Annotated in this window: 16 protein-coding genes; 4 read left to right on the top strand and 12 right to left on the bottom strand. The window is 73.3% G+C overall.

Annotation, left to right across the window (positions count from 1 at the left end; genetic code table 11):
• Positions 1–20 precede the first annotated feature (20 nt).
• Positions 21–3,224 carry a CARDB domain-containing protein gene (locus tag ABGB06_RS29315; protein WP_347594855.1) on the bottom strand — a complete coding sequence of 1,068 codons (3,204 nt, stop codon included), beginning with the start codon at positions 3,222–3,224 and terminating at the stop codon, positions 21–23.
• 160 nt (positions 3,225–3,384) lie between these two features.
• Positions 3,385–4,008 carry a response regulator transcription factor gene (locus tag ABGB06_RS29310; RefSeq protein WP_347594853.1) on the bottom strand — a complete coding sequence of 208 codons (624 nt, stop codon included), beginning with the start codon at positions 4,006–4,008 and terminating at the stop codon, positions 3,385–3,387.
• Positions 4,009–4,214: 206 nt separating this feature from the next.
• Here ABGB06_RS29310 and ABGB06_RS29305 point away from each other — a divergent pair, with 206 nt between their 5' ends.
• Positions 4,215–5,522 carry a hydrolytic protein gene (locus ABGB06_RS29305; RefSeq protein ID WP_347594851.1) on the top strand — a complete coding sequence of 436 codons (1,308 nt, stop codon included), beginning with the start codon at positions 4,215–4,217 and terminating at the stop codon, positions 5,520–5,522.
• A 24-nt stretch (positions 5,523–5,546) separates the two neighbouring features.
• Here the strand turns inward: ABGB06_RS29305 and ABGB06_RS29300 are convergent, their stop codons facing one another.
• Both ABGB06_RS29300 and ABGB06_RS29295 read right to left on the bottom strand, forming a co-directional pair.
• Positions 5,547–5,936: a DUF4280 domain-containing protein gene (locus tag ABGB06_RS29300; RefSeq protein WP_347594849.1), complete on the bottom strand. Its 390-nt coding sequence runs from the start codon at positions 5,934–5,936 to the stop codon at positions 5,547–5,549.
• Positions 5,937–6,090: 154 nt separating this feature from the next.
• Positions 6,091–6,876 (bottom strand): AfsR/SARP family transcriptional regulator, encoded by a 786-nt coding sequence (locus ABGB06_RS29295; protein ID WP_347594847.1) that lies wholly within the window; start codon positions 6,874–6,876, stop codon positions 6,091–6,093.
• Positions 6,877–7,045: 169 nt separating this feature from the next.
• On the opposite strand from ABGB06_RS29295, the gene ABGB06_RS29290 reads away from it, so the two are divergent.
• The 3 genes from ABGB06_RS29290 (at position 7,046) to ABGB06_RS29280 (ending at position 14,176) form a co-directional block, all read left to right on the top strand.
• Positions 7,046–10,270 (top strand): BTAD domain-containing putative transcriptional regulator, encoded by a 3,225-nt coding sequence (locus ABGB06_RS29290; protein ID WP_347594845.1) that lies wholly within the window; start codon positions 7,046–7,048, stop codon positions 10,268–10,270.
• Between the two features lie 173 nt (positions 10,271–10,443).
• Positions 10,444–11,715 (top strand): SpoIIE family protein phosphatase, encoded by a 1,272-nt coding sequence (locus ABGB06_RS29285; protein WP_347594843.1) that lies wholly within the window; start codon positions 10,444–10,446, stop codon positions 11,713–11,715.
• Between the two features lie 76 nt (positions 11,716–11,791).
• Positions 11,792–14,176 (top strand): NB-ARC domain-containing protein, encoded by a 2,385-nt coding sequence (locus ABGB06_RS29280; protein WP_347594841.1) that lies wholly within the window; start codon positions 11,792–11,794, stop codon positions 14,174–14,176.
• Between the two features lie 88 nt (positions 14,177–14,264).
• Here ABGB06_RS29280 and ABGB06_RS29275 read toward each other — a convergent pair whose 3' ends face one another.
• The 8 genes from ABGB06_RS29275 to fes form a co-directional block, all read right to left on the bottom strand.
• Complete coding sequence (locus ABGB06_RS29275; RefSeq protein WP_347594839.1) at positions 14,265–14,603, bottom strand: hypothetical protein; 339 nt, start codon at positions 14,601–14,603, stop codon at positions 14,265–14,267.
• Between the two features lie 74 nt (positions 14,604–14,677).
• Positions 14,678–14,893, bottom strand: coding sequence for an MbtH family NRPS accessory protein (locus ABGB06_RS29270; RefSeq protein WP_347594837.1), 216 nt, complete (start codon positions 14,891–14,893; stop codon positions 14,678–14,680).
• 41 nt (positions 14,894–14,934) lie between these two features.
• Complete coding sequence (gene leuD / locus ABGB06_RS29265) at positions 14,935–15,549, bottom strand: 3-isopropylmalate dehydratase small subunit (protein WP_347594835.1); 615 nt, start codon at positions 15,547–15,549, stop codon at positions 14,935–14,937.
• Positions 15,546–16,967 (bottom strand): 3-isopropylmalate dehydratase large subunit, encoded by a 1,422-nt coding sequence (gene leuC, locus ABGB06_RS29260; RefSeq protein WP_347594833.1) that lies wholly within the window; start codon positions 16,965–16,967, stop codon positions 15,546–15,548. The genes leuD and leuC overlap by 4 nt, the downstream gene beginning before the upstream one ends.
• A 43-nt stretch (positions 16,968–17,010) precedes the next feature.
• Positions 17,011–18,396, bottom strand: a complete 1,386-nt coding sequence (locus ABGB06_RS29255) for a hypothetical protein (RefSeq protein ID WP_347594831.1) — start codon at positions 18,394–18,396, stop codon at positions 17,011–17,013.
• 47 nt (positions 18,397–18,443) lie between these two features.
• The gene (locus tag ABGB06_RS29250; protein WP_347594829.1) at positions 18,444–19,892 is read right to left on the bottom strand and encodes a pyridoxal phosphate-dependent aminotransferase; all 1,449 of its coding nucleotides are present in this window, start codon (positions 19,890–19,892) and stop codon (positions 18,444–18,446) included.
• 55 nt (positions 19,893–19,947) lie between these two features.
• Complete coding sequence (leuB, locus tag ABGB06_RS29245; protein ID WP_347594827.1) at positions 19,948–21,066, bottom strand: 3-isopropylmalate dehydrogenase; 1,119 nt, start codon at positions 21,064–21,066, stop codon at positions 19,948–19,950.
• Positions 21,063–22,364, bottom strand: a complete 1,302-nt coding sequence (fes, locus tag ABGB06_RS29240; protein ID WP_347594825.1) for an enterochelin esterase — start codon at positions 22,362–22,364, stop codon at positions 21,063–21,065. The genes leuB and fes overlap by 4 nt, the downstream gene beginning before the upstream one ends.
• Positions 22,365–22,406 lie beyond the last annotated feature (42 nt).

The raw sequence follows: 22,406 nt of genomic DNA, 5'->3' as shown, positions 1-22,406 counted from the left end.
GCCTTCCTGAGCCGGTGGGTCTAGTAGTTCCTGCTGTCCCACAACGGCGGATCGGGTGTCTGGTCCACCACCAGGAACGGCGTGTCCACCGGTGAGAACGGGGGCGCTCCGGTGACGTTGGCGGCCTCGGCGGTGATGGTGCGCGGGCCGAGGGCGTCGCCCGGCAGGATCAGCAGCTGCGCCGTGAACGTGCCGTCGGCCTCGACGACGGTGGGTCGCGCGGTGGCGGTGATGCCGGGGGACCAGGAGATCTCGACCGGGACCCCGGGAGGGAAGTCCGTGCCGCGCACGCTGGTGACGAAGCCGGGGGCGCCGATGTCGGGCACCGCCTCGATGCGGGGTTGCAGCACCCGGACGGACGTCTCGGCGTCGTTGTTCCCCGAGGCGGCGTCGGAGTCGGTGTCGGTGATCGCTCCGGCGAAGTCCAGCGTGCCGGCGTCGTCGGGCGTGAGGACCACCCGCAGGCCCGTCGTCGCGCCGGGCCCCAGCCCGCCGACCGAGCAGGTCAGATCGGCGTCGCACGCCCCGGGAAGGGTGTCGACGGGGACGCCGTCGGGCAGCGCGAGCTGGACGCTCGTTCCGGTCGCGGTCTGGTTCCCCTCGTTGGTCACCTGGAAGGTGACCGTGAGCTGGCCGCCGACGTAGGCGGGGCGCGGGGAGGCGGTGATCTCCAGCGCCGGGTCGGCCGCGTCGTCCGGGCCGAGGTCGGGGCCTCCGTTGCCCGGGTCGGTCGGCGTCGGCGTCGGCGTGGGGGTCGGGGTCGGGGTCGGGGTGGGCGACGGTCCCGGGTCCGGCTCCGTGACCACGACGTCGGCGCCGCCCTGGTTGTCGGTCGCGTCGGGGTCGGGCAGGCCGCTGTCCACCGTCCAGCTGACCGGGAAGGTGCCGGGCGCGTTGCCCGTCACGTCCAGCTCGACCTGCACCACCTGACCGGGCTCCAGGGTGCCGAGCGGGCAGGTCAGGGCCGCGTCGCAGGTGCCGGTGTCCGGCACCGCGGTGGCCGGCAGCAGTTCGCCCGGTACGGCGATGGTGAGCACGGTGTCCGGCGCCGGGGCCGGCCCGAGATTGGTGACGGTCAGGCCGAGGCCCCCGGTGTCGCCCACGGTGATCGGCTCGGGCGGGGTCACCAGCTCCGTGTGCAGGTCGGAGGTGCGCTGCCAGGTGGGCGCCACCTGCTGTCCGTCGTCGCCCGTCATGCCGCGGACGGCGGTGCCCGTGATGCGCTGCGACGTGCCGGTGTCGGGGTCCACCACGGCGATGAACTGCCGGTAGGGGTTGGGGTCGTAGGCGGTCACGTAACCGGTGGGGTAGCCGCCGTCGTATCCGTCGTAGGTGCCGTAGGCGGGCACGAACTGCTCGCCCTGCTGGCCGTTGGCGGCGAGCTGGGTGCCGTCCGGGGACCAGGTCGGGTTCGCGCAGGTGCCCCCGCCGTAGGTGAACCCGCACAACTGGTCCGGGTCGGGGATGGTCGTCGGTCCGACGCCGTCCGCGCCGACCAGCCCGAGGCGACCGTCCGCGACCAGCGCGAGGGTGGCGCCGTCCGGCGCGTACGCCGCATGACTGTCCTGGTCGCGCAGGCCGAGCGGGTCGTCCACCGCGGTGAGGTCGCGCTGTCCGCTGCCGTCGGCCGCCGCGACCGCCCACAGGTGGCTGGTCTGCGCCTCGCTGTCCAGGTCCTCCCGGGTGAAGACGAGGGTCTCGCCGTCCGGGGAGTACGCGGCCTCGCTGTCGGACTCGTTGTCCCCGCGGGGGACCTGGTAGAGCTCCTCCCCGGTGGCCACGTCGACGACCGCGACGCGGCTGCCGGGATCGCAGGGCAGGCAGGATCTGGTGAGCGCGATCCGGCTGCCGTCCGGGGACCAGGCGGGGAAGCCGGTGCTCGTCGTCGGCAGGGCGGCGTCGTCGGGCAGCGGCCGGGGGTTGCCGCCGTCGGCGTCGGCGATCCACACCCGGCTGGTTCTGACGTCCTCCTCGTAGGTGACGCGGGTGAAGGCGATGGAGCTGCCGTCCGGCGAGTACTGCTGGCTGACGTCGGAGAGGTCGTAGCCGTACGCCGCGTCCTGGTTGAGGTCGCGCAGCGACACCCCGAGGTCCCGCGGGTCCGAGCCGTCGGGCCGCACGTCCATCAGGTTCATCGTCGCGGCGGTCTCGGCGGAGGTGCGGGTGACCAGCAGCCGGTCGTCGCCGTCGGCGGCCGGGTACCAGGTGGGGGTGGCGAGCAGCCGGTCCTCGTCCAGCCTCATCCGGGGGGCGCTCGCGGTGCCGTCGAGCGCCACCTCGGCGGTGTAGACCCGGTCCCGGTCGGGCGCCTCGGGGTCGTCGTCCGGCGGCGTGTGGCTGACGAACGCGATGCTGTTGCCGTCGGGGGACCAGCTGCCCTGGCGGGAGTCGCGGTTCGGGAGCAGTTCCACGCCGGTGGTGCCGAGCGACCCGCTGGTCGGGATCCACTTCAGCACCGCCGCCTCGCCGGCCTCGGTGCTGGGACGGTGGCAGGTGATCAGGATGCGGTCGTGCTCCGCGACCGGATCCCAGGCGGGCTGGATGTTGCCGAGCACCTCGGTGTCGGTGAGCTCCTCGTCGACCTGGTCGTCGGTGAGCTGCACGATGGCGCCGCCGTCGGCGGGCACCCGGAAGATCTGCCAGCCGCCGTCGTCGGTGCGCTGGCCGGCGAACGCCAGCTGCGTGCCGTCCGGCGACCAGGTGGGCCAGGTGTTCTCGCCCAGCCCGTCGGTCACCCGCCGCGGGTCGCTGCCGTCCGCGTTCACCACCCAGATGTCGCGGTCCCCGTCCTCGCTGCCGGTCGAGGCCGCGAAGGCCACCCGCTGCCCGTCGGGCGACAGCACCGGGTGCTGCACGCCCTCGGCGTCCTGGGTGAGCTGGACCACCGGCCCCTCGCCCTCCCTCAGGTACACCTGCGGGAGCAGTGAGTCGCGCAGGCTCGTCCACACCACGGAGTCGCCCAGCGCCGACGCCTCGTCGTCGTAGTGCTGCGGTCCGTCGGGGAACAGGGGCGTGCTGGACTCGGTGTTCGCCGGATCCACCGTGCCCATGCTGCGGTGCAGGGTGCCGCCGTAGGCGATTCTGCCGGCGGCGGAGGTGCCGTCGGGGCTGGCGCTGGCGGGCGGAGCCTGGAGCTGTGCGAACACGGTGCCCGTGACGACGAGCAGCAGCGACAGGACGACGGCGCAGAGCCTGCCGCCCGGTGCGCGGGTGGGAAGACGCACCAACGAAAGATCCCCTCAGGGGGCGGGTGGCCCCGCCTGCGGTCGTTTTGCCAGCCATCCTCCGCGCTGACCGGCCCCCGCGCCCCGGCCGTCGGGACGGGACACGGGGAAGTGGCCGCTGCCCGTTCGGGCAGCGCGTCCCCGAGCCGCCCGCGGGAGGTCAGATCAGCCCCTCCCGGATGGCGTACGCCACCGCGTGGGAGCGGTTGCGCAGCCGGAGCCGGCTGGTGATGTCGTGCAGCACGTTCTTGACGGTGCGTTCCGAGTACGCCAGATGCTGCGCGATCTCCCGGGTGCCGTACCCGTCGGCGACCAGCTTGAGCACCTCGATCTCCCGGGAGTCCAGGCCGGAGAAGGGGATGCCCCGCGGGTCGAGGACCTGGCGCTGTAGGCGCCCCATCTGCTCCAGCAGCCGCCCGAGCAGGTCCGCGGGCATGCTGCCCTCGCCGCGCGCGGCCGAGGTGATGGTCCTGGCGAGGTTGGCCGAGGTGGCCTCCCGGCGTCGCGCCAGCCCGACCACCCCGCACTCGACGGCCGTCGCCAGCCCGCGGTCGTCCACCCGCGAGACGACCAGGATCAGTTGGGCGGTGGTGCTGCGGCGCAGCCGGTGCAACAGTTCGGTCGTCCGCTCGTCGACCGAGTCGGCCACGACGAGCAGCACCGCGGCCTGCTCCTGCTCCGCCGCGTCCAGGACCCGGAGTTCGGGACAGGTGCGTAACTGGCTGACCACGCCGGACTGGGAGATGGGATCGTCGGCGTGGACGTAGACGGGAACGCGTTCCAAGGGAACTCCTCACGGGCCGCGGACGAGGCGGTGAGCGGGCGGGATACGGGCAACGACACGGACCGACCGGGCGTCGACCGGGACTCAGTGTGCGAAACGGCTCCTTCCAGGCCCCTAACGCCGACCTAACAGCCTGCGAATCTGCCCGAAGTGGTTCCCTTTTCGGCCGTGTGCGGAGGCGAGTGGAATCCCTACAGTCGGCAACCATGAGTACCACCGCCCACGTGGCCTCTCCCTCCGTGTCCGTTGCCCCGGGCGATGAACAGCACGTCGTGCTGCACGTGCGCAACGGCGGGGACATCGTCGAGTCCTACCAGCTCACCGTCGTCGGCGACGGCTCGGACTGGATCAGCGTGGAGCCGGAGCGACTCTCGCTGTATCCCGGGACCGAGGGATCCGCGACGCTGGCCATCCGGCCGCCCCGGTCCTCCGCCGTGCGGGCCGGCGACGTCCCGTACGGGGTGCGGGTGTTGCCCACGGAGCGGCCGGGCGAGGTGGTGGTTCCCGAGGGCCGCGTCGAGGTGCTGCCGTTCCACGAACTGGACGCCGAGGTGCTGCCCCCGGAGCGGAGGCGGCGGCTGCGGGCCCGTTTCCAGGCGCGCGTCGCGAACCGGGGGAACACGCCGGTCACGGTGTCGCTCGCGGTCGAGGCCACCTCCGAGGAGGTGCGGCACACCCTCTCCTCCGAGACGCTCACCCTGGAGCCCGGCGAGGAGACCTACGTCGACCTGACCGTCCGGCCGCAGAAGCTGCTCTGGTTCGGCACCGGCGTGCAGCACCCGTTCGCCGTGCGGGTCCGGCGGGACGGCGAGGAGGACACGGTCGTCCCGCTCGCCCCGAACGGGACGTACGTCCAGATGCCGCTGCTGCCGCGTTGGCTGCTGGCCCTGCTTGCGCTGCTGCTGGCGCTGATCGCGCTCTGGTACGCGCTGGCGCTGCCCGCGGTGCGGTCGGCGGCCAGGGAACAGGCGGACGAGGCCATCGAGGAGTCCACGGAGGACACCACGGACCCCACGCAGGACGCGTCGGGCGGCGCGGGCGACACGGGCGGCGAGGGCACGGGCGCGGGCGGCGAGGAGGGCTCCGCGGGCGCCGGCGGCGAAGAGCAGGGAGACGACGGGACCGGTGCGGGCTCGGGCTCCGGTGGCACCGGCGGCGGCGAGGAGTTCGCCACCGTGCTGGAGACGAGCGTGGCCGCGGGCGAGAGCGAGACGGCGGTCTACGAGGTGGCCGACGACGAACTGCTGCTGATCACCGACATCGTGGCCGACGCGCCGCAGGGCGACACGGGCACCCTGCGGGTCACCATCAACGACCACACGGTCACCTCGCTGGCGTTGGAGAACTTCCGCAGCCACGACAACCACTGGGTGACGCCCATCGAGGCGCCGCCGGGCAGCACCATCGAGATGTCGGTGACCTGCCGTCAGCCGGGCAGCCCGCCCGACGCCCCCGCGCCCAGCACCTGCGAGGAGTCACTCTTCGTCACGGGCACCCGGGTGGCCGTCGACTGAACCACGAGACGCGCCGGACCCGCACTAGCCCGCGACCCGGGTGATCTGCTGGCCCGGGTTCACCACCGTCACCAGGCCGGTCCAGCGGCACAGGCAGGTGGAGGTGGCGGTGAGCGCCGGCACCCGGCCGACCAGCACCGTCGGGGAACCCCGGGTCCAGGGGGCGCTGACCGCCGGAACACACGGCGCCGGCGTCGGCACCCCGGCCGCCGCGGTGGTGGCCGAGATCACCGCCGGGTTCGTCGGGCTGGTGCACATGCCGAAGGGCGAGAGGTTCACCACCGGCCGGATGTCGTCGATCCGCGCGACCGGCTGCCGCGACGCGGTGACCCCGCGCGGCAGCACCTTCAGGATCCCGGGGGCGAGCCCGAACGAGCACCGGAGCATCGCGCCCGCCACCACCAACAAGCTCATGTGCCCTCCCGCTCCCGACGCCTCCGCCGTGCGTGCGCGTGCATGCCTCGCCCTCCGGCGAGCCTCGTTCACCAGCACTATGCGGCCGGACGGCCGGCCGGAGAGGCACGACGGGGCACCACCGGGGGCAGACCTGGCTGCACGGTCACCCCGGTCACCCCGGACACCGCGCCGGCAGCGGCCGGGCCTCGGGGTCCGGGGTGCCGGACAGGATGCCGTGGTGCAGCCGCTGGACCATCGGCATCGGCTCCATGCCGAGGTCCGCCACCAGGCGGCGGTGCAGGCGCAGGTACAGGTCGAGTGCCTCGCCCCGGCGGCCCGTGCGGTACAGGGCCAGCATGAGCTGCGCGTGGAAGGTCTCCCGCAGCGGGTGCGCGCGCACGAGCGGCGCGAGGTCGGCGACCACCCTGGCGGGATCGCCCAGCCGCAGCAGCGCGGTGAAGAGGCCCTCCTGCGCGCTCAGCCGCATCTCCTCGAGCCGGGTGGCCTCCACCTCCGCGCGGGGACCGCTGGCGCCGCCCAACGCCGGGCCCCGCCACAGCGCGAGCGCCTGTTCGTAGCGGCACACCGCGACCTGGGCCCGTCCCGCCGCCAGGGCCCGGGTCGCGTCCGCCACCGTGTCCGTGAACACGTCCAGGTCCAGCTGGCCGGGATCGACGCGCAGCAGGTAGCCGGACGGCCGCGTCGCGATGGGGGCCAACTGGAACAGGGCGAACGCCCGGCGCAGCTCCGACACCAGGGTGCGCACCCGGGTCTCCGGGCTGACCGGGAAAGGCCGCTCCCAGAGCGCGTCCATCAGCCGCGCGTTGGTCACGGTGTGGTTGGCCTGCACCAGCAGGGCAGCGAGCAGGGACCGTTGTTTGCCGTTGAGCGGCAGCCGCTCCGCCGCTGACTCCACCTCGACGATGCCCAGGAGCCGGAAGGTGATGCTGGTCGTCATCGACACGTGCCCTTTCGCTCGACCGCCGCGCGCAGCGCCCCGGACGGCCGCGCGCCGGAGGCCGGGCCGGGGTCGCGGCCATCGAGGCTGGCACGCGAGGTGCGTCACGAACCTGTCAGCGGCTTGCCGTCTCCTTGCCACCGGCTGCCGCCGTGTCAATCATGAACGGATGGCCGACGACGAGATGCGGTTTCGCGTCCTGGGGTCTCCCCAGTGGGCCCGGGGCGGTGTCGCGCTGCACGTCGGACGACGTCGGGAACGGCTGCTGCTGGGACTGCTGTTGCTGGACCTCGGCCGCGTCGTCCCGGTGCACCGCCTCGTCGACCTGCTGTGGCACGAGGAGCCGCCGCCGCGCAGCGCCCGGGCCAGTCTCCAGGCGAACGTCTCCCGGCTGCGCCGGCGGCTGGCCGACGAGGGCGCCGGGCGGCACGGGTTCACCCTCTCGACGAACGGCAACGGGTACCTGCTCGACGGCGACCCGCACGCCGTGGACCTGCACCGGTTCCGCGCGCTGCTGGACCGCGCCGAGGCGGCCCGCGAACCGGCGGAGCGGCAGCGGCTGTTGGGCCTGGCCCTGGCCGAATGGGACGGCCCGGTGCTGGCCGGCACCGCGCCCGACGGCCTGGCCCAGCGGCTGGGCGCCGGGTTCGAGGGGCTGTACCTGTCGGCGGTCACCCAGCGGGCCGAGACCAGGCTGGCGCTCGGTCAGTTCAGCCTGCTGCTGGCGGAGACCGCCCGGATCGCGGTCGAGCACCCGAGCGACGAGCAGCTGGCCCGGCTGCGGATGGTCGCGCTCTACCGCTCGGACCAGCGCGCGGCGGCGCTCCGGGTCTACGCCGAGACGCGGCTGAGCCTGGAACGGGAACTGGAGGTCGAACCGGGCCCGGAGCTGAGGCGCACCCACGAGCTGATCCTCCGGGCCGCCGACCCCGCCCCGCCGAAGGCGCCGCCGGTCCCGCCGGCCCGCCAGGGCCGGGCCGAGCCCACCCCGGCGGGGGCCCAGCTTCTGCCGCCCGGGTTCCGGCGGGGCGCCTTCGTCGGCCGGGCGCGGGAGTTGGCGGGCGTGAGCCGGCTGGTCACCGCGGCCCGGGAGGGTGCGGGGCTGGTGATGATCGTCGGCGGGGCCGGCAGCGGCAAGACCGCGCTCGCCCTCCAGTGGTGCCGGCAGGCCGGCGCGGAACTGCCGGACTGCCGGCTCTTCCTGGACCTGCGGGGCCATTCGGGCGGGAGACCGCTCGACACCGGGGAGGCGTTCACCGCGCTGCTCCGCGCCCTCGACGTGCCCTACGCCGAACTGCCCGACGACCCGGGCGACCTGGCCCGGCTGTACCAGCGGACGCTCGGCGCCCGGCGGGTCGTCCTGATCCTGGACAACGCCGGGTCGGCCGACCAGGTCCGGCCGCTGCTGCCGTTCGACCAGGCCTGTCTGACGCTGGTGACCAGCCGGAACCGGCTCGGCGGCCTGGTGGTCAGCCACGGCGGGGTGGTGCTGCCGCTGGGGCCGCTGTCCGCCCCGGACGCCGCGGCGGTGGTGGGCGGGGTGATCGGGGCGGACCGGGCCGGCCGGGAGCCGCGGGCGCTGGCCGAACTCACCGAGATCTGCGGCAGGAACCCCCTGGCGCTGCGCGTCGCCGCGGCCAACCTCGCCCTGAACCCGGACTGCTCCGTCGCCGACCACGTCGCGGCGCTCAGGTCCAGCAACCCGCTGGAGCGGCTGGCCGTCGCGGGCGATCCGGGCTCCGCCGTCCGCCTGTCCTTCGAGCACTCCTACGGCCGGCTGGACGACGCGGCGCGGGAGCTGTTCCGGACGCTCGGCCTGCTGCCGGGGCCGTGGGGCGAGGTGGCCGCGGTGGTCGCGCTCACCGGCCGTACCGCGGCGCACGTCTCCGAGGTCCTCGACCGGCTCCTCGCCGAGCACCTGGTCGAGCGGGTCGCGTGGGGACACGTCAGGCTGCACGACCTGATCTGGCAGTACGCCAGGCTGCTCGCCGAGTCCACGGACCCGCCCGGCCAACGCGCCGCGGCCCGGGCCCGGTTGCTCCGTTGGTACCTGGTGTCCGCGGACGCGGCCGCGCGCCGGCTGTACCCGCAGATCGTGCGGCTCGAACCGGGCGCGGTACCCGGGCCCGAGGCGCCCGGCGACGTCGCCCCGCCCCGGGCGCACTTCGCCGACCGGAACGCCGCGGCGAACTGGCTGGACACCCATCGCCAGCACCTGGTCGAGCTCATCACCTCGGCCGCCGCGGACGTCCCCGCGGACCGCGCGGTGTGGGAGCTCGCGGACACCCTGCGGGGCTACTTCTTCCTGCGGCGGCACGTGCACAGCTGGTTGGCCGTCGCCCGGGCCGCCCTGGGCGCCGCCGAACGCGCCGGCGACCAGCCGGGAGCGGCGGCGGCCCACCAGAGCCTGGGCCTGGCCCACTACGCCCGCGGCGAGGCCGGCGAAAGCCTGCGCCACTTCGAGCGGGCCCTGGTGCTGGCCCGCAGCGTGTCCTGGGGGGAGTGCGAGGAGGCCGCGCTGTCCAACCTGGCCGGCATGTGCGCCGACACCGGACGGTTCGCCGAGGCGGTCCGCCACTACACCCGGGCCATCCGGCTCAACCGGACGATGGGCCGCACCAAATGGCTCGGGCAGCAGTTGCACGGGCTGGGCGACGTCTACCACCTGATGGGCCAGCTGACCAGGGCGGACCGGCTCTGCCGCCAGGCCCTGGAGCTGTTCCAGGCGATCGCCGCGCCGGACAGCATCGCCCGCGTCAACGACACCCTCGCCGTCATCTCCCTGGACCTCGGCCGGCTGTCGGCGGCGCGGGGCTTCGCCAGGGAGGCCCAGGCGGGCTACGCGGAGATCGGCAACCTCGCCGGCCAGGCGGAGGCCTTGAGCAGCCGGGCCATGGTCGCCGCGGAGGCGGGGCACGGCGACGAGGCGCTGCGCTGGGCGCTGGCCGCGCACCGGTTCAGCCGGGCGGCGGGCCGCCCCCGGGTGCGGGTGCACGTGCTGATCTCGCTGGGGCGCGCCCGCTACCAGCGGGGCCAGTACGCCGCCGCCTTCGAGCACTTCCGGCAGGTGCGCCGCACCTCGGAGCACATCGGCTACCTCAGGGGGCGCATCGCCGGCCTGCTCGGATGCGGCGCCTGCGCCGTCCACGACGGCCGTCCCCGGGAGGCGCTGACCCACGCCGGCGAGGCGCTGGCGCTCGCGGGGGAGGCCCGGCTGCCGTTGCAGCAGGGGAAGGCCCAGGCCGTCCTCGCGCTGGCGCACGCCGCGCTCGGCCGCGAGGAGACCGCGCGGCTGGCCGGGCGGCACGCCGAGGTCACCTACGACTGGGCTGGCTACCGCGCCCCCCGTTCCCCCTTCGTCCTCGGCGTCGACCGGCCCCTGCCCACCCGCTGACCGGGCGCCTCGGATGGCCGCCGCCGGGCGGCGGGCGACCCGGGCCGCTCGTACGCTGGCGATGGCCGGGGCCCGGTCTCCGCCCTCGCGGGGCGGGCGTCTCCCCAGCACGGGGGCGTCCCGCACGCGGTCGCCGAGCGGTATCGCAGGGTCCGGGACGTGCGGAGGTGGCGATGCCCGGTGGCCGGGACGGCGGTGACGACGTCGAGGGCGGTGTGCCGTTCAGGACCCGTCACTGGCGGGCCGTGGCGCGGGGGTGGCTGGACCACGCCACCGACGCGTCCGTGCTGCCACCGGAGCACGCCGGCTTCCGGTACCCGGCCGGCGTCCGCCGCGAGCCGGGCGGTCGGGTCCGGCTGCTTCCCGCCGCGCTGCTGGTGGCCGGTGTGGGGCTGAACCTGGGGACCGCGCAGAACGTGACGTTCCTCGGCCTGTTCGTGGCCGCGCCGCTGATCGCCGCGGCGCTGGACACGCCCCGGGTGACGCTGGTGACCTGCGTGGCGTCGATCGTCTGCAGCACGCCGCTGCTCACCATGCTCAGCACGCCACCGGGGCTCGCGGGGGCGGAGCGCGCCGCCCAGGTGGCGACGGTGCTGGTGTGCGCCGCGCTGGCGCTGCTCGTCAACGCCATCGTGGTCCGCGAACACCGGCGGGTGGCCTCCGCGCTGGGCGTCGCGGAGATCGTGCAGCGGGCCGTGGTGCCGGACCCGCCGGCCCGGGTGGGCGGGATACGGGTCGCGGCCCGCTACCGGCCCGCGCAACACGGAGCGCTCGTCGGCGGCGACCTGTACGCGGCCACGGACACGGCCCACGGTGTCCGGGTCATCGTCGGGGACGTCTCGGGCAAGGGGTTGGGCGCCGCGGCCGCCGTGGCGGTGGTGCTGGGCGCGTTCCGCGAGTGGGCGACGGTCGAGCCGGACCTGCTGTCGCTGGCCGCGCGGGTGGAGCGCGCGCTGCTGCGCGAGAACCGGTCGGGGGCGCTGCTGGACCGGGACGAGGGGTTCGTCACCGCCGTGCTGGCGGAGATCGGGCACGGGCAGCCGGACCGGCTGGCCGCCGTCTGCTGCGGTCACCCGCCGCCGCTCCTGCTGCCCCCCGACGGCCCGCCCCGGTACCTGCACATCCCGGAGAGCGCCCTGCCCCTGGGCCTGGGCACGGGGGAGGCGCGCCCGGCGGCCAGCCTCGCCCGGGCGGACCTGCCGCCCGGCACGCTCGTCCTGCTGTACACCGACGGGGTCACCGAGGCGCGCAACCCGAGCGGGGAGTTCTACGATCCGGCCGCCGAGCTGCGCGGGCGCCGCTTCCGCGGACCCGACGCGCTGGTCGACGCGGTGACGGCGAACGTCAGGGCGCACACCCTGGGCAATCTCAAGGACGACACCGCCCTGCTGGCGGTCTCCTGCCGTCCCGAGTCCTCCGGTCCCGCCCTTCGGGACGTTGTGTGACGGAGCCGGGAGCCTCGGTAACATCGGCCCCGTGGCCTTGAGGAGGTGGGCCGCCGAGGCAGGAGAACGGTGCCTGATGAGCGACGACACGCGGGACGCTGTGACACGGCGGGCCACGAGGGCGGGAGCGGCCTTCGGCGCCCTGGTGGTGCGGCTGCGAAGAGCCCGCGGACTGGGCCAGGAGCAGCTGGCGGAACGGGCGGGCATGAGCGTCCGGGCCGTCCGCGACATCGAACGCGGCCGGGTGCGCACCCCGCAGCGCCGCTCGGCCCACGCGCTGGCCGCGGCGCTCTCACTCGACGCCGCCGCCACGGAGCGGTTCCTGACGGCCGCCGGACGCGCCTCGCGCCCCGACCCCGCCACCGAACCGCCGCCGGCCGGCGGCGGGAGCGACGGGCCCGACGGGGATCGCGCGGGTCCGGGCCGGGGCGGCGCGCCCGAGGAACCATCCGTCGACCCCGAGCACCTGTGGGCGCTCCCGACGGGCCAGCCCGGCCTGTCGGGCCGGGACCGGGAGCTGGCCGAACTGCGCGCCTGGGCCGCGGAGGTGTCGGACCAGGAGCACGACGGGAGCTACGCGGTCGCCAGCCTGCACGGGCAGCCGGGCGTCGGCAAGACCACCCTCGCCGTCGAGGCGGCCAGGACGCTCGGGGCGCGGTTCCCCGACGGCTGCCTCTTCCTCGACCTGCGCGGCACCGACGAGCGTCCACCCGCGCCGGCCGACGTGCTGGCGCGCCTGTTACGCGCCTCCGGGGTGCCGGAGTCCCGGCTGCCCGCGACCGTGGAGGAGCGGTCCAGCCTGCTGCGGGTCCTGCTGCGCCGGCGGCGCGTCCTGCTCGTTCTGGACAACGTCGCGGACGAGCGGCAGATCCGGCCGGTGCTGCCCTCGGGACCGTCGTCGGCCGCGCTGGTCACCAGCCGCCGGGCCCTGGTCGGCCTCACCGGCGTGCGTCATCTCCCGCTCGACGTGCTGCCGGAGCACGGCAGCCTGCGCCTGCTCCGCCGCATCGTGGGATCGGACCGGGTGGGCGCCGAACCGGCGGCGGCCTCCCTGCTGGCCCGCCTGTGCGGCCACCTCCCGCTCGCCCTGCGCATCGTCGGCAACCGGCTGGCCGTCCGGCCCCGCTGGAGCCTCGCCCATCTGGCCGACCGGCTGGCCGACGAGGAACGGCGGCTGAGCCTGCTCTCCGCGGGTGACCTGGAGGTCCGGGCCGCGTTCCACCTGTCCTACCGGCCGCTCGCCCCCGAGGTCCGCCGCGTCTTCCGCCGGCTGTCCCTGCTGGCCGGCGCCGAGTTCGGCGTCGAGACGGGCGCGGCGCTGGTGGACGCCGCGCCGGAGGACGTCGAGCCGGTCTTCGAGGAGCTCGTCGACAGCGGCCTGCTGCTGCCGGGCCGCGAGCCCGACCGGTACCGGCTGCACGACCTGCTGCGGCTGTTCGCCCGGGAACGGCTCGCCGCCGAGGAGCCCGCCGCGGGGGTGCGGGAGGCCGAGGACCGGCTCGTCCACTGGCTGCTGGTCCGGGCCACCGAGGCCGGGTCGCTGCTCGACGTGCGGCGGCAGGTGACGCACGGCGAGGCCCAGTCGGGCTTCCAGTGGCTGGAGCGGGAGCGGGAGCACTGGATCGCCGCGGCCCGGATGGCCGCCGCCCGGGGGCGGCACGAGGAGCTGGTGCACTTCGCGCGGGCCATGCACTGGTACTCCGACGGCACCGTCGCGCGGGTCCCGTGGGAGGAGCTGTTCGGCCACGGCGTGGCGGCGGCCCGCGCGCTGGGCAGCGAGGACGACGAGGTGGTGCTGCTCAACTTCCTCGGCTGGGCGCAGAAGATGTACGGGAACCTCGCCGCCGCCCGGGAGACGCTCGCCCGGGCGGTGGCGCTCGCCGGCCGGGTCGGGAATCCCGGCGAGGAGGCCTGGGCCCGTGCGTACACCGCGCGGCTGCTGGTCGAGCTCGGCGATCCCGCCGAGGCGGTGGAGCAGGGCGTGGCCGCCCGCCGGCTGGCCGTGGCGGCCGGGCTGCCGACCGCGGAGCACTACGCCGCGGGCTCGGAGGCCACCGCGCTCTCCGCGCTGGGCCGGCACGAGGAGGCCCTCCGGCTGTACCGGGAGACCGGCGAGGGCTACCGGCGGACGCAGGGGGAGCTGGGCCAGGAGCACGCGGGAGAGGCGCTGATGCTGCTCCGCGCGGGCGGGGCGCTCGCGGCGCTCGGGCGCTGGTCGGAGGCGGTGGAGACGCTGGTGCGGGCCAGGAAGGGCTTCGCGAGCCTGCGGGCCTACGACGAGTGGGAGGCCGAGGCGGCGTACCACGAGGGCGTGGCCCGCCAGCGGTTGGGCGACCCCGGCGCCGTGGAGTGCTTCCGGGACTCCCTGGAGGTCTTCACCGAGTTGGGTGATCCGGACGGGCAGGCCCGGGCGCGGGCGGCGCTGGCGAGGCTCGGGGCACCGCCGCGCAGCCCCGGATGAGCCGCCGGCGCCATCCGGCCGCGCCGGCCCTCCTGAGCGGCGGACGAGCGCGTCGCGGGCTCGTCCGCCGCTCAGGGGCGTGTGGCGGCTACTCGGCGAGCGCCTCGTCGAGGACCCTCAGCCGGCCGGTCCCGCTGAGCGAGGACAGGTCGATGTCGGCGACGCAACGGACCTTCACGTAGTTCAGCGTCAGCGTGCCCTCGACGTGCACGATGCCGGTGGCGTTGGCGAAGTCCGCCGAACGGAGGTCGGTGGCGGACTCGTCGACGCGCACACCGAGGTTGGTCCCGCCGCGCGAGTCGGAGAACGTGATGAAGACATAACCCATCTCCGTGATGCGCCGGTGGAGTTCCGCCGCGGAGGGGGAGGGGCCGCCGACGACGACGTTCTTCCCCTCGGCACAGAGACGTTCGACGAGTTCGTCCATGAGCTGCTCCTAACAGACTGGTACGGCACGTGACGAGTGGTTCTCGGAAGTGCTGACGGTCGCGGTGGATACGGCTACGCCCGGGCGCCGTTGTTCGCCGACTCCTCCATCTGCCGGCGCAGGCTCCGGGGGCGCATGTCGGTCCACGTCTCCCGCACGTAGGCGAGGCACTCCTCCCGCGATCCGGTGACGCCCGTGTCCCGCCAGCCCGAGGGAACGGCGAGGTAGCCGGGCCACAGCGAGTACTGCTCCTCGTCGTTGACGAGAACCTTGGTTCCGTTGTCGTCCATTGCTGATCTCCAACCCTTGTCGTGAGCCGTACCCGTCGGTCCTAGGCCGCGGGAAAGAGCCAGGGCGCCTCCTGGCTGCGGCGCCGCTCGTAGGCGAGGATGTCGTCCTTGTGCGACAGCGACCATCCGATGTTGTCCAGGCCCTCCATCGCGGCGTTCTTCTTGAAGGGGTCGATGTCGAAGCGGAAGACGTGTCCGTCCCGGGTCGTCACCGACTGGGCCGGCAGGTCGACGAGCAGCCGGGACGCGCCCTCCGCGAGGGACTTGAGCAGCGTCTCGACCTCCGACGCCGCCAGGGCGATCGGGAGGATGCCGCTGTTGAAGCAGTTGTTGTGGAAGATGTCGGCGAAGCTGGGCGCGATGACGGACACGAATCCGTACTCCCGCAGCGCCCAGGGCGCGTGTTCGCGCGAGGAGCCGCAGCCGAAGTTCTCGCCCGACACGAGAATGCTCGCGTTCTCGTATCCCGGCTGGTTCAGCACGAACGCCGGATCGGGGGTGTGCCCGTCCTCCAGATAGCGCCAGTTGGCGAACAGCGACTTCCCGAATCCGGTGCGGCGAATCGACTTGAGGAAACGCGCGGGAATGATGTCGTCCGTGTTCACGTTGGTCCGCACCAGGGGCGCGGCGATTCCCTCATGCGTGATGAACTTCATCCCAGGTCCTTTCTCTCCAGCTGGCGAACGTCGGCGAAGCGGCCGGTGACGGCGGTGGCCGCCGCCGTGGCGGGACTGACCAGATGGGTCCGTCCCCCGCGTCCCTGACGTCCCTCGAAGTTGCGGTTGCTCGTGGAGGCGCATCGCTCGCCGGCCGAGAGGCGGTCGCCGTTCATCGCGATGCACATGCTGCAGCCGGCCTCGCGCCATTCGAATCCGGCCGCGCGGAAGATGTCCGCCAGGCCCTCCGCCTCGGCCTGCCGACGGACGCGCATGGAGCCGGGGACGACGATGGCCCGCACGCCGTCCGCGACGCGCCGCCCGGCGACGTGCCCGGCCGCCCGGCGCAGGTCCTCGATGCGCGAGTTGGTGCAGGATCCGATGAAGACGGTGTCGACCGGGACGTCCTGGATGCGTTGTCCCGGCTCCAGCCCCATGTACGCCAGCGCCTGCTCGATCCCCGCCCGGGTCGCGGGGTCGCGCTCGGCCGCCGGGTCGGGGACCGTCCCCGTGACGTCGACGACCATCCCGGGGTTGGTGCCCCAGGTGACCTGCGGGGCCAGGTCGTCGACGTCCAGCCGGTACTCCGCGTCGAAGCGGGCCCCGGGATCGGTGGCGAGCTGCCGCCACTGCTCGGCCGCGCGCTCGAAGAGCTCGCCCGTGGGCGCGAAACGGCGCCCGCGCACGTACTCGATCGTGACGTCGTCGGGGGCCACCATGCCCGCCCGGGCGCCCGCCTCGATCGCCATGTTGCACAGCGTCATGCGCCCCTCGATCGACAGGGAGCGAACGGCGGAGCCGCTGAACTCGATGACGTGGTTGGTGCCGACGTCGGTGCCGAACCGGCCGATCACGGCCAGCGCGACGTCCTTCGCGGAGACGCCGTGCGCCAGCACCCCGTCGATCCGGATGTTCATCGTCCTGGGCTTCTGCTGCAGCAGGCACTGGGTGGCCAGGACGTGCTCCACCTCGCTGGTGCCGATGCCCACGGCGAAGATGCCGAGGGCGCCGTGGGTCGACGTGTGGGAGTCGCCGCACACCACGGTCATGCCGGGCAGGGACAGGCCCAGTTCGGGCCCGATGACGTGGACGATCCCCTGGTCGTCGTCGTTCATGTCGAGGAGCCGGACGCCGAAGTCCCTGGCGTTGTCCTCCATGGTCTCGATGCACAGGACGCTCTGGTCGTCGACGACGTCGACGAGCCTGCGGCCCGGCACCGTGGGCACGTTGTGGTCGATCACGGCGACCACGGTCTCGGGGCGGTGCACCGGAAGGTTGCGCTCCCGCAGCCCGGCGAAGGCCTGCGGCGAGGTCGCCTCGTGGGTCAGATGCCGGTCGATGTACAGCATCGGCATCTCTTCTGGTTCGTCACGCACGACGTGCGCGTCCCAGATCTTTTCGAACATCGTTCGGGGCATCGTACGGTTCTCCAAACGTGCCGGTCGGAACGGGAGGGAGCGCTCAGGCTCCCCGCGGCGCCGCCGCGTAGCACTCCTCGAGCTCTTCCGTGGTCAGTTCGCGCCCCAGCCGGTTGGCGTGCGCGAGGATCGTCTCGATGGTCTCGGAGGAGAGCTCGCGGGGATCGCGCCCGCTGTTCAGGTAGGCCAGCTTCACGGCGCTCTGGCCGCTCCACGGGCTGACGCCCACGGACTGGGTGCCGCCGACGGTGGTCGGGTCGACGGCCGAGTACACGGTGCGGGCCATCTCCCGCAGCCTGCCCTCCAGCACGTGGTTGCTGGCCTCGCGCGCCCGGTCGGCCAGGCCGTGGGCCTTGAGGATGGCGTCCGTGTGGATGCCGGAGGAGGTGTGGCTGTAGCGCAGTCCGAGCACCCCGTGCTCCGGCGTCGTGACGCCGACCATCTCCTGGTAGAACGAGATCAACCGGAGCAGCTGCGACATCTCCCAGGGAACGGGAAGCCCGGCCTCCTGCTGGATGGCGGCGAAGTTCAGCACCACCTCCTCCAGGGAGGCGTTGCCGGAGCGCTCACCGACGCCGCGCGACACCACGTGGATGCGGTTGACCCCGGCCGCGGTCGCCATCATCGCGTTGCCCAACGCGTTCCCCGTGTCACGGTGGCCGTGCCAGTCCAGCTTCACGTCGGGCGCGCCCATGGCCTCCAGCTCGTCGCGGACGAAGCGCACCAGGCGGTAGGTGCCGAGCGGCCGGATGATGCCGATGGTGTCGGCCAGGGCGATGCAGTACGCGCCACTCTCCACCTGGGTGCGGATGATGGCGCGGACGTCCTCGGGGGAGGTCTGGGTGGTGTGCTCGGTCCCCGCGATCACGGGGATGCCCATGTCCACGGTCTTCCTGATGAACGTGTCCAGCTTGTCCCGGATGAAGTCCAGGTCCCAGCCCTGGGCGAGCCTCCGCGACGGCGCGCTGCCCATGAACACGAGGGACTCGAGGTCCGGGTGGATCTCCCGGCATTCGACGGTCCACTTCAGCGACTCCTCCGTGCACATGGAGAGCACGGAGGGCACGATGGCGGGGACCTCGTCCCGCATCCGGGCCAGCAGCCCCTTCATGGTGGCGCTGAGGGTGTCCGCGCCGCCCGGGTAGATGCCGACCGTGGCGTACCTGACGCCGAACTCGTCGAGCAGGTGCAGGTACCGCATCATCTCGTCGATCGACGGATAGCCGGAGATTCCCTGGAGGCCGTCCCTCAGACACTCCGACAGGATGTCCGTGCCGGCGACCTGAGCGGCCAGCGGCTCACCGGGAATGTGCTCCGGGATCGGCGAGAGCGGACTCTCCTCGTTGTTCCAGTTGAAGTTCATCGGAACATCGAGGGAGTTGATGTCCGGCCGCGCGCTCTCTTCGTGTGTGCCTGTTTCCTTCTGCATGTTTCTCTCCTTGTCGGAACCGATCACCTCGGCGACGCGACCGACCATCAGTCCGTCGGAACAGGCAGGATGCCGACCGAGAAGCGGATGTAGTCGTCGGAGTAACCGAAGGTGGAACCGGGTATTCCGGCGAGCCCGGTCTTCTCGAGGACGGAGAAGCAGTCCTCGCCAGCCCTGAGCCTGCTCCAGTTGTAGATGGTCGCGTCGTCGTCGAGATAGATGTGCTCAAAAAGCCCATGCTCCTTGTCGAATCGCTCCAGCTGCCGACGCAGTCGGGAACGCCGCAGCCGGTAGAAGTCGCGGATCTTGCCGATCAGTCGGGGGTTCTCGCGGAAGAGGGCGTGATAGGCCATGAAGCGGAGCTGCCATTCCCCGGGCAGCGAGCCCACGCTGTTCGTCCAGCTCGATCCCATGGCGCGGGCGAACCCGGCGTCGCCGAAGACGGCCCAGCCGAACCGCTCGCCGGTCAGCGTGTGCGTCTTGGAGTAGCTGCTGACGTAGATCATCCGACCGGCCAGGTCGGCGTCGGCGGTCAGGCTCCGCATCCGCGCCTCGTCCTCGGCGGGCGGGCCCGTCCCCACGTACGCCAGGTCGGCGAGGACGTGGAGGCGGCGCCCCTGGTCCGCGAAGCGCCGCACCACGGCCTGCAGGGCCGAGAGTTCCTCGGGCGCGTAGGCGAACGTCGTCGGATTGTTCGTCACCGTCAGGTAGATCACGGTGACGTCCGGGTTCCGTTCGAGATGCCGGGAGAGCCGCGCGTCGGTCAGCTTGAAGCTGTCCTCGGCGTGGGTCCTGACCGGGTGCAGCCGGTACCCGTAGGACGTCGCCTGGATCTCCGGCATGTTGAACCCGGGGGTGGCGAAGAGGACGGCGCCGGGCGGCTCGGACCTGAGCTGGGCGAGGTGGGCCAGGCCGCGCAGCACCTTGTCGATGCAGTCCGTCGCGCCCAGCCCGAGTGCCACGTGCTCGGCGGTGGCCGACAGCCCCCAGGGCCGCATGTCCGCCCCCAACCAGCCGCGCAGCACCGGATTGCCGACGCCGTGGATGTCGTAGACGCGGGGGTCGTAGCCGGCGTCGAGCAGCTCCCGCTCCGCGTCCAGCATCCGCGCCCGAAGCCACCGGTAGCCCGCGCCGGACGCCACGTGCCCGTTGAGGTCCTCGCCCGGCAGCGCGATGCCGAGCTCGTCGCCCAGCGCCCTGAAGTCCCCGGGACCGCCCGCCTCCCCCTCCCATTCGGTGATGCGGCGCACGTCGACGTCGCCGATCGTCCGGTTGACGATCTCGAGCCGGGTGGCCCGCGGGTCGAAACGGCGTTCCGCGCACTCCCGTTCCAGGTCCTGGACGATGCGCGCCATGACCCGGATCGGCGGCTCCGCGCCGCCCCCCCGGTGACGGCCCCGGTGGCGCTGGAGTATCTCGGTGCGGGCCTGCCGGACCAGCAGGCGCTGCTCCTCCAGGCCGGGCTCGGTCCCGGTGGCGGGACGCTGCGACGTCATGAGTGGGTAACCTCCAGCTACCAGTTCGTCGAGACGGCTCAAGACGGCGGTGGGCTCAGGACCGCGCCAACGCGTCCCGGACGCGCCGACCCATCTCCCGGGTTCCGATGACCGTGCGTCCGCCCTCGTGCAGGTCCACCGTCCGGTAGCCCTCCCGGATGACCTCCTCGACCGCCTCCTCCACCGCCGCGGCCTCCCGGTGCAGGCCGAGGGAGTGCCGGAGCAGGAGGGCGGCGGAGAGGATCGCGCCCACGGGATTGGCCTGGTCCTGGCCGGCGATGTCCGGGGCCGAACCGTGAATCGGCTCGTAGAGTCCGAACATCCCACCCGCGGTCCGCCGGAGCCCGAGGCTCGCCGACGGGAGCATGCCGATGGACCCGGTCAGCATCGACGCCTCGTCGGTGAGGATGTCGCCGAACAGGTTCTCCGTGACGATGACGTCGAAGTCCGACGGGGTCCGGATGAGCCGCATCGCGCAGGCGTCGACGAGCATGTGCTCGTGGGCCACCGCGGGATGGTCGCGGGCCACCCGGTCCACCACCTCGCGCCACAGCACCGAGGAGCTGAGCACGTTGGCCTTGTCGACCGAGGTGACCCTCCGTTGGCGGCCGGCCGCGATCTCGAAGGCGGCCCGCACCACCCGTTCGATCTCCCCCTCGGTGTACCGGAGGGTGTCGACGGCCTCGGCCTCGGGCCCGTCGCGGCGGATCTCGCTCGGCTTGCCGGGGACCGACTCCAGGTGCCCGTAGTAGAGGCCGGCCGACAGCTCCCGCACGAAGACCAGGTCGGTGCCCTTGAGGTACTCGGGCTTCAGCGGGGACGCCGCGGTGGCCAGGGGCCGCACCGGCCGGAGGTTGGCGAAGAACCCGAACTCCTTGCGCAGCCGGAACAGCGCCTGTTCGGGCCGGGGCCCGTCGGCCCGCCGCTCCGCCGCCGGCAGGCCGCCGACCGCGCCGAAGAGCACGGCGTCGCTTCCGGCGCACGTCTCGAAGGTGGCGTCGGAGATCGCCACGCCCTCCGCCGCGATGGCGTCCAGGCCGACGAGGCCGTGGTGCACGGTGAACGTGTGGTGGAACCGCTCCTCCACGGCGAGCAGCACCAGCAGGGCCTGTTCCGTCACCTCGGGACCCACGCCGTCCCCGGCGAGCACGGTGATCGTGGCACGGCTGCTCATCGGCCCGCCGCCTTCCGCTGCGCGGCGGACGCGGTCCTCGGTTCGGCATGGGGTCTGGGATGGAAGGAGAGCAGCCGGTCGACGATGGTGCCGCGCCAACACACCATGTCGTGGCCCCCGGTGTACTCGGAGTAGTCCACCTCGTAGCCCTTTTCGAGCAGCACGTCGCGCGCGTTCCGGTGGGTGGTCATCGGGTCGTACTCCATGATCGCGAGTTCCAGGCTTCCGATGTCCATGGAGAATCGGATCGGCCGTCGGTCGTTGTTCCGGAACTGCTCCGTCAGCCATTCGTCCGCCAGGTCCGGCGCGCCCTTGCCGGGCCACCAGAAGGAGCCCGACTGGGAGATCACGTTGCCGAACCGCTCGGGCGACGTGAACGCGGCGAACGCCGCCGCCAGGCCGCCGAAACAGGAACCGCCGACGACCGTGCGCGCGGGGTCCGACGTGACGTGGTAGTTCTCGTGGACCCACGGCATCAACTCCCGGTTGAGGAAGTCGACGAACGGCGCGTGGCAGGGGAGTTCGCGCGCCCGGATCTCCTGGTCCTCGTTCGTGTGCATGACCAGGACGTACGGCGGGATCCGACCGGTGAACCGGAGGTTGTCCAGCACCGTGGTGATGTTCGCGAAGTTGTAGTACGACCACCCGTCGAAGAGCAGGAAGACGTGGTACTCGTCGCCGTCGGCGGTGTAGCCGGGCGGCGTGTAGACGCTGATGTGGTGCCGCGTCCCCAGAACCGCGCTGTCCATCGTGTGCATGTGGGTCTTTCCCTTGGGCACCCCGCGGCGCGGAATGTTCCACGGCTGCTTCGGGGCCTCGGGAAGCTCCAGCACCGACACCTTGAACTCGTGCGGATTCCCCATCAGCGTGTAGTCGCGGGGATTCAACGGGTCCGTCCGGTAGGCGGGCAGGCGCCCCAGGACGTCCGCGTACGACTCGAACGGCACCATCGGGTCGTTGACCGAGAACAGATAGGTCGTCCGCAGGTCCGAGGGCAGGAAGTAGGACTTGTACCAGAGGTCCGTGCCCGGGACGTGGGACATCTGGTACTCGCCGAAGTCCTCGGTGCTCGGCGCGCTGAAGAAGAGCACGAGCACGTTCTCCGTGTCCCCCGGATCCCGCCACAGGAAGGTGACCAGGGTCCGGGAGGCGTCGTCCCCGACCCGTTCCATGAGCGGCGAGCCCGACTCGGCGACCTCCTTCCACAGCTCGTCGACGGCGTCGGGTCGCCCGGCCTCGACGGCCTCCACGACCTGGGCGACGCGGGGGCTCACGAGGGATGTCTCCGAAGCGAACATGGTCCTTCCTCCTGATCCGTGGGAGTGCGGTGACGGTGGGTG

This window comes from Streptomyces sp. B6B3 (genome assembly GCF_039871525.1).
GTDB lineage: Bacteria > Actinomycetota > Actinomycetes > Streptomycetales > Streptomycetaceae > Streptomyces.
Note: the sequence above shows the minus strand (reverse complement) of the source record. Positions and strands in the feature narration are given on the sequence as shown.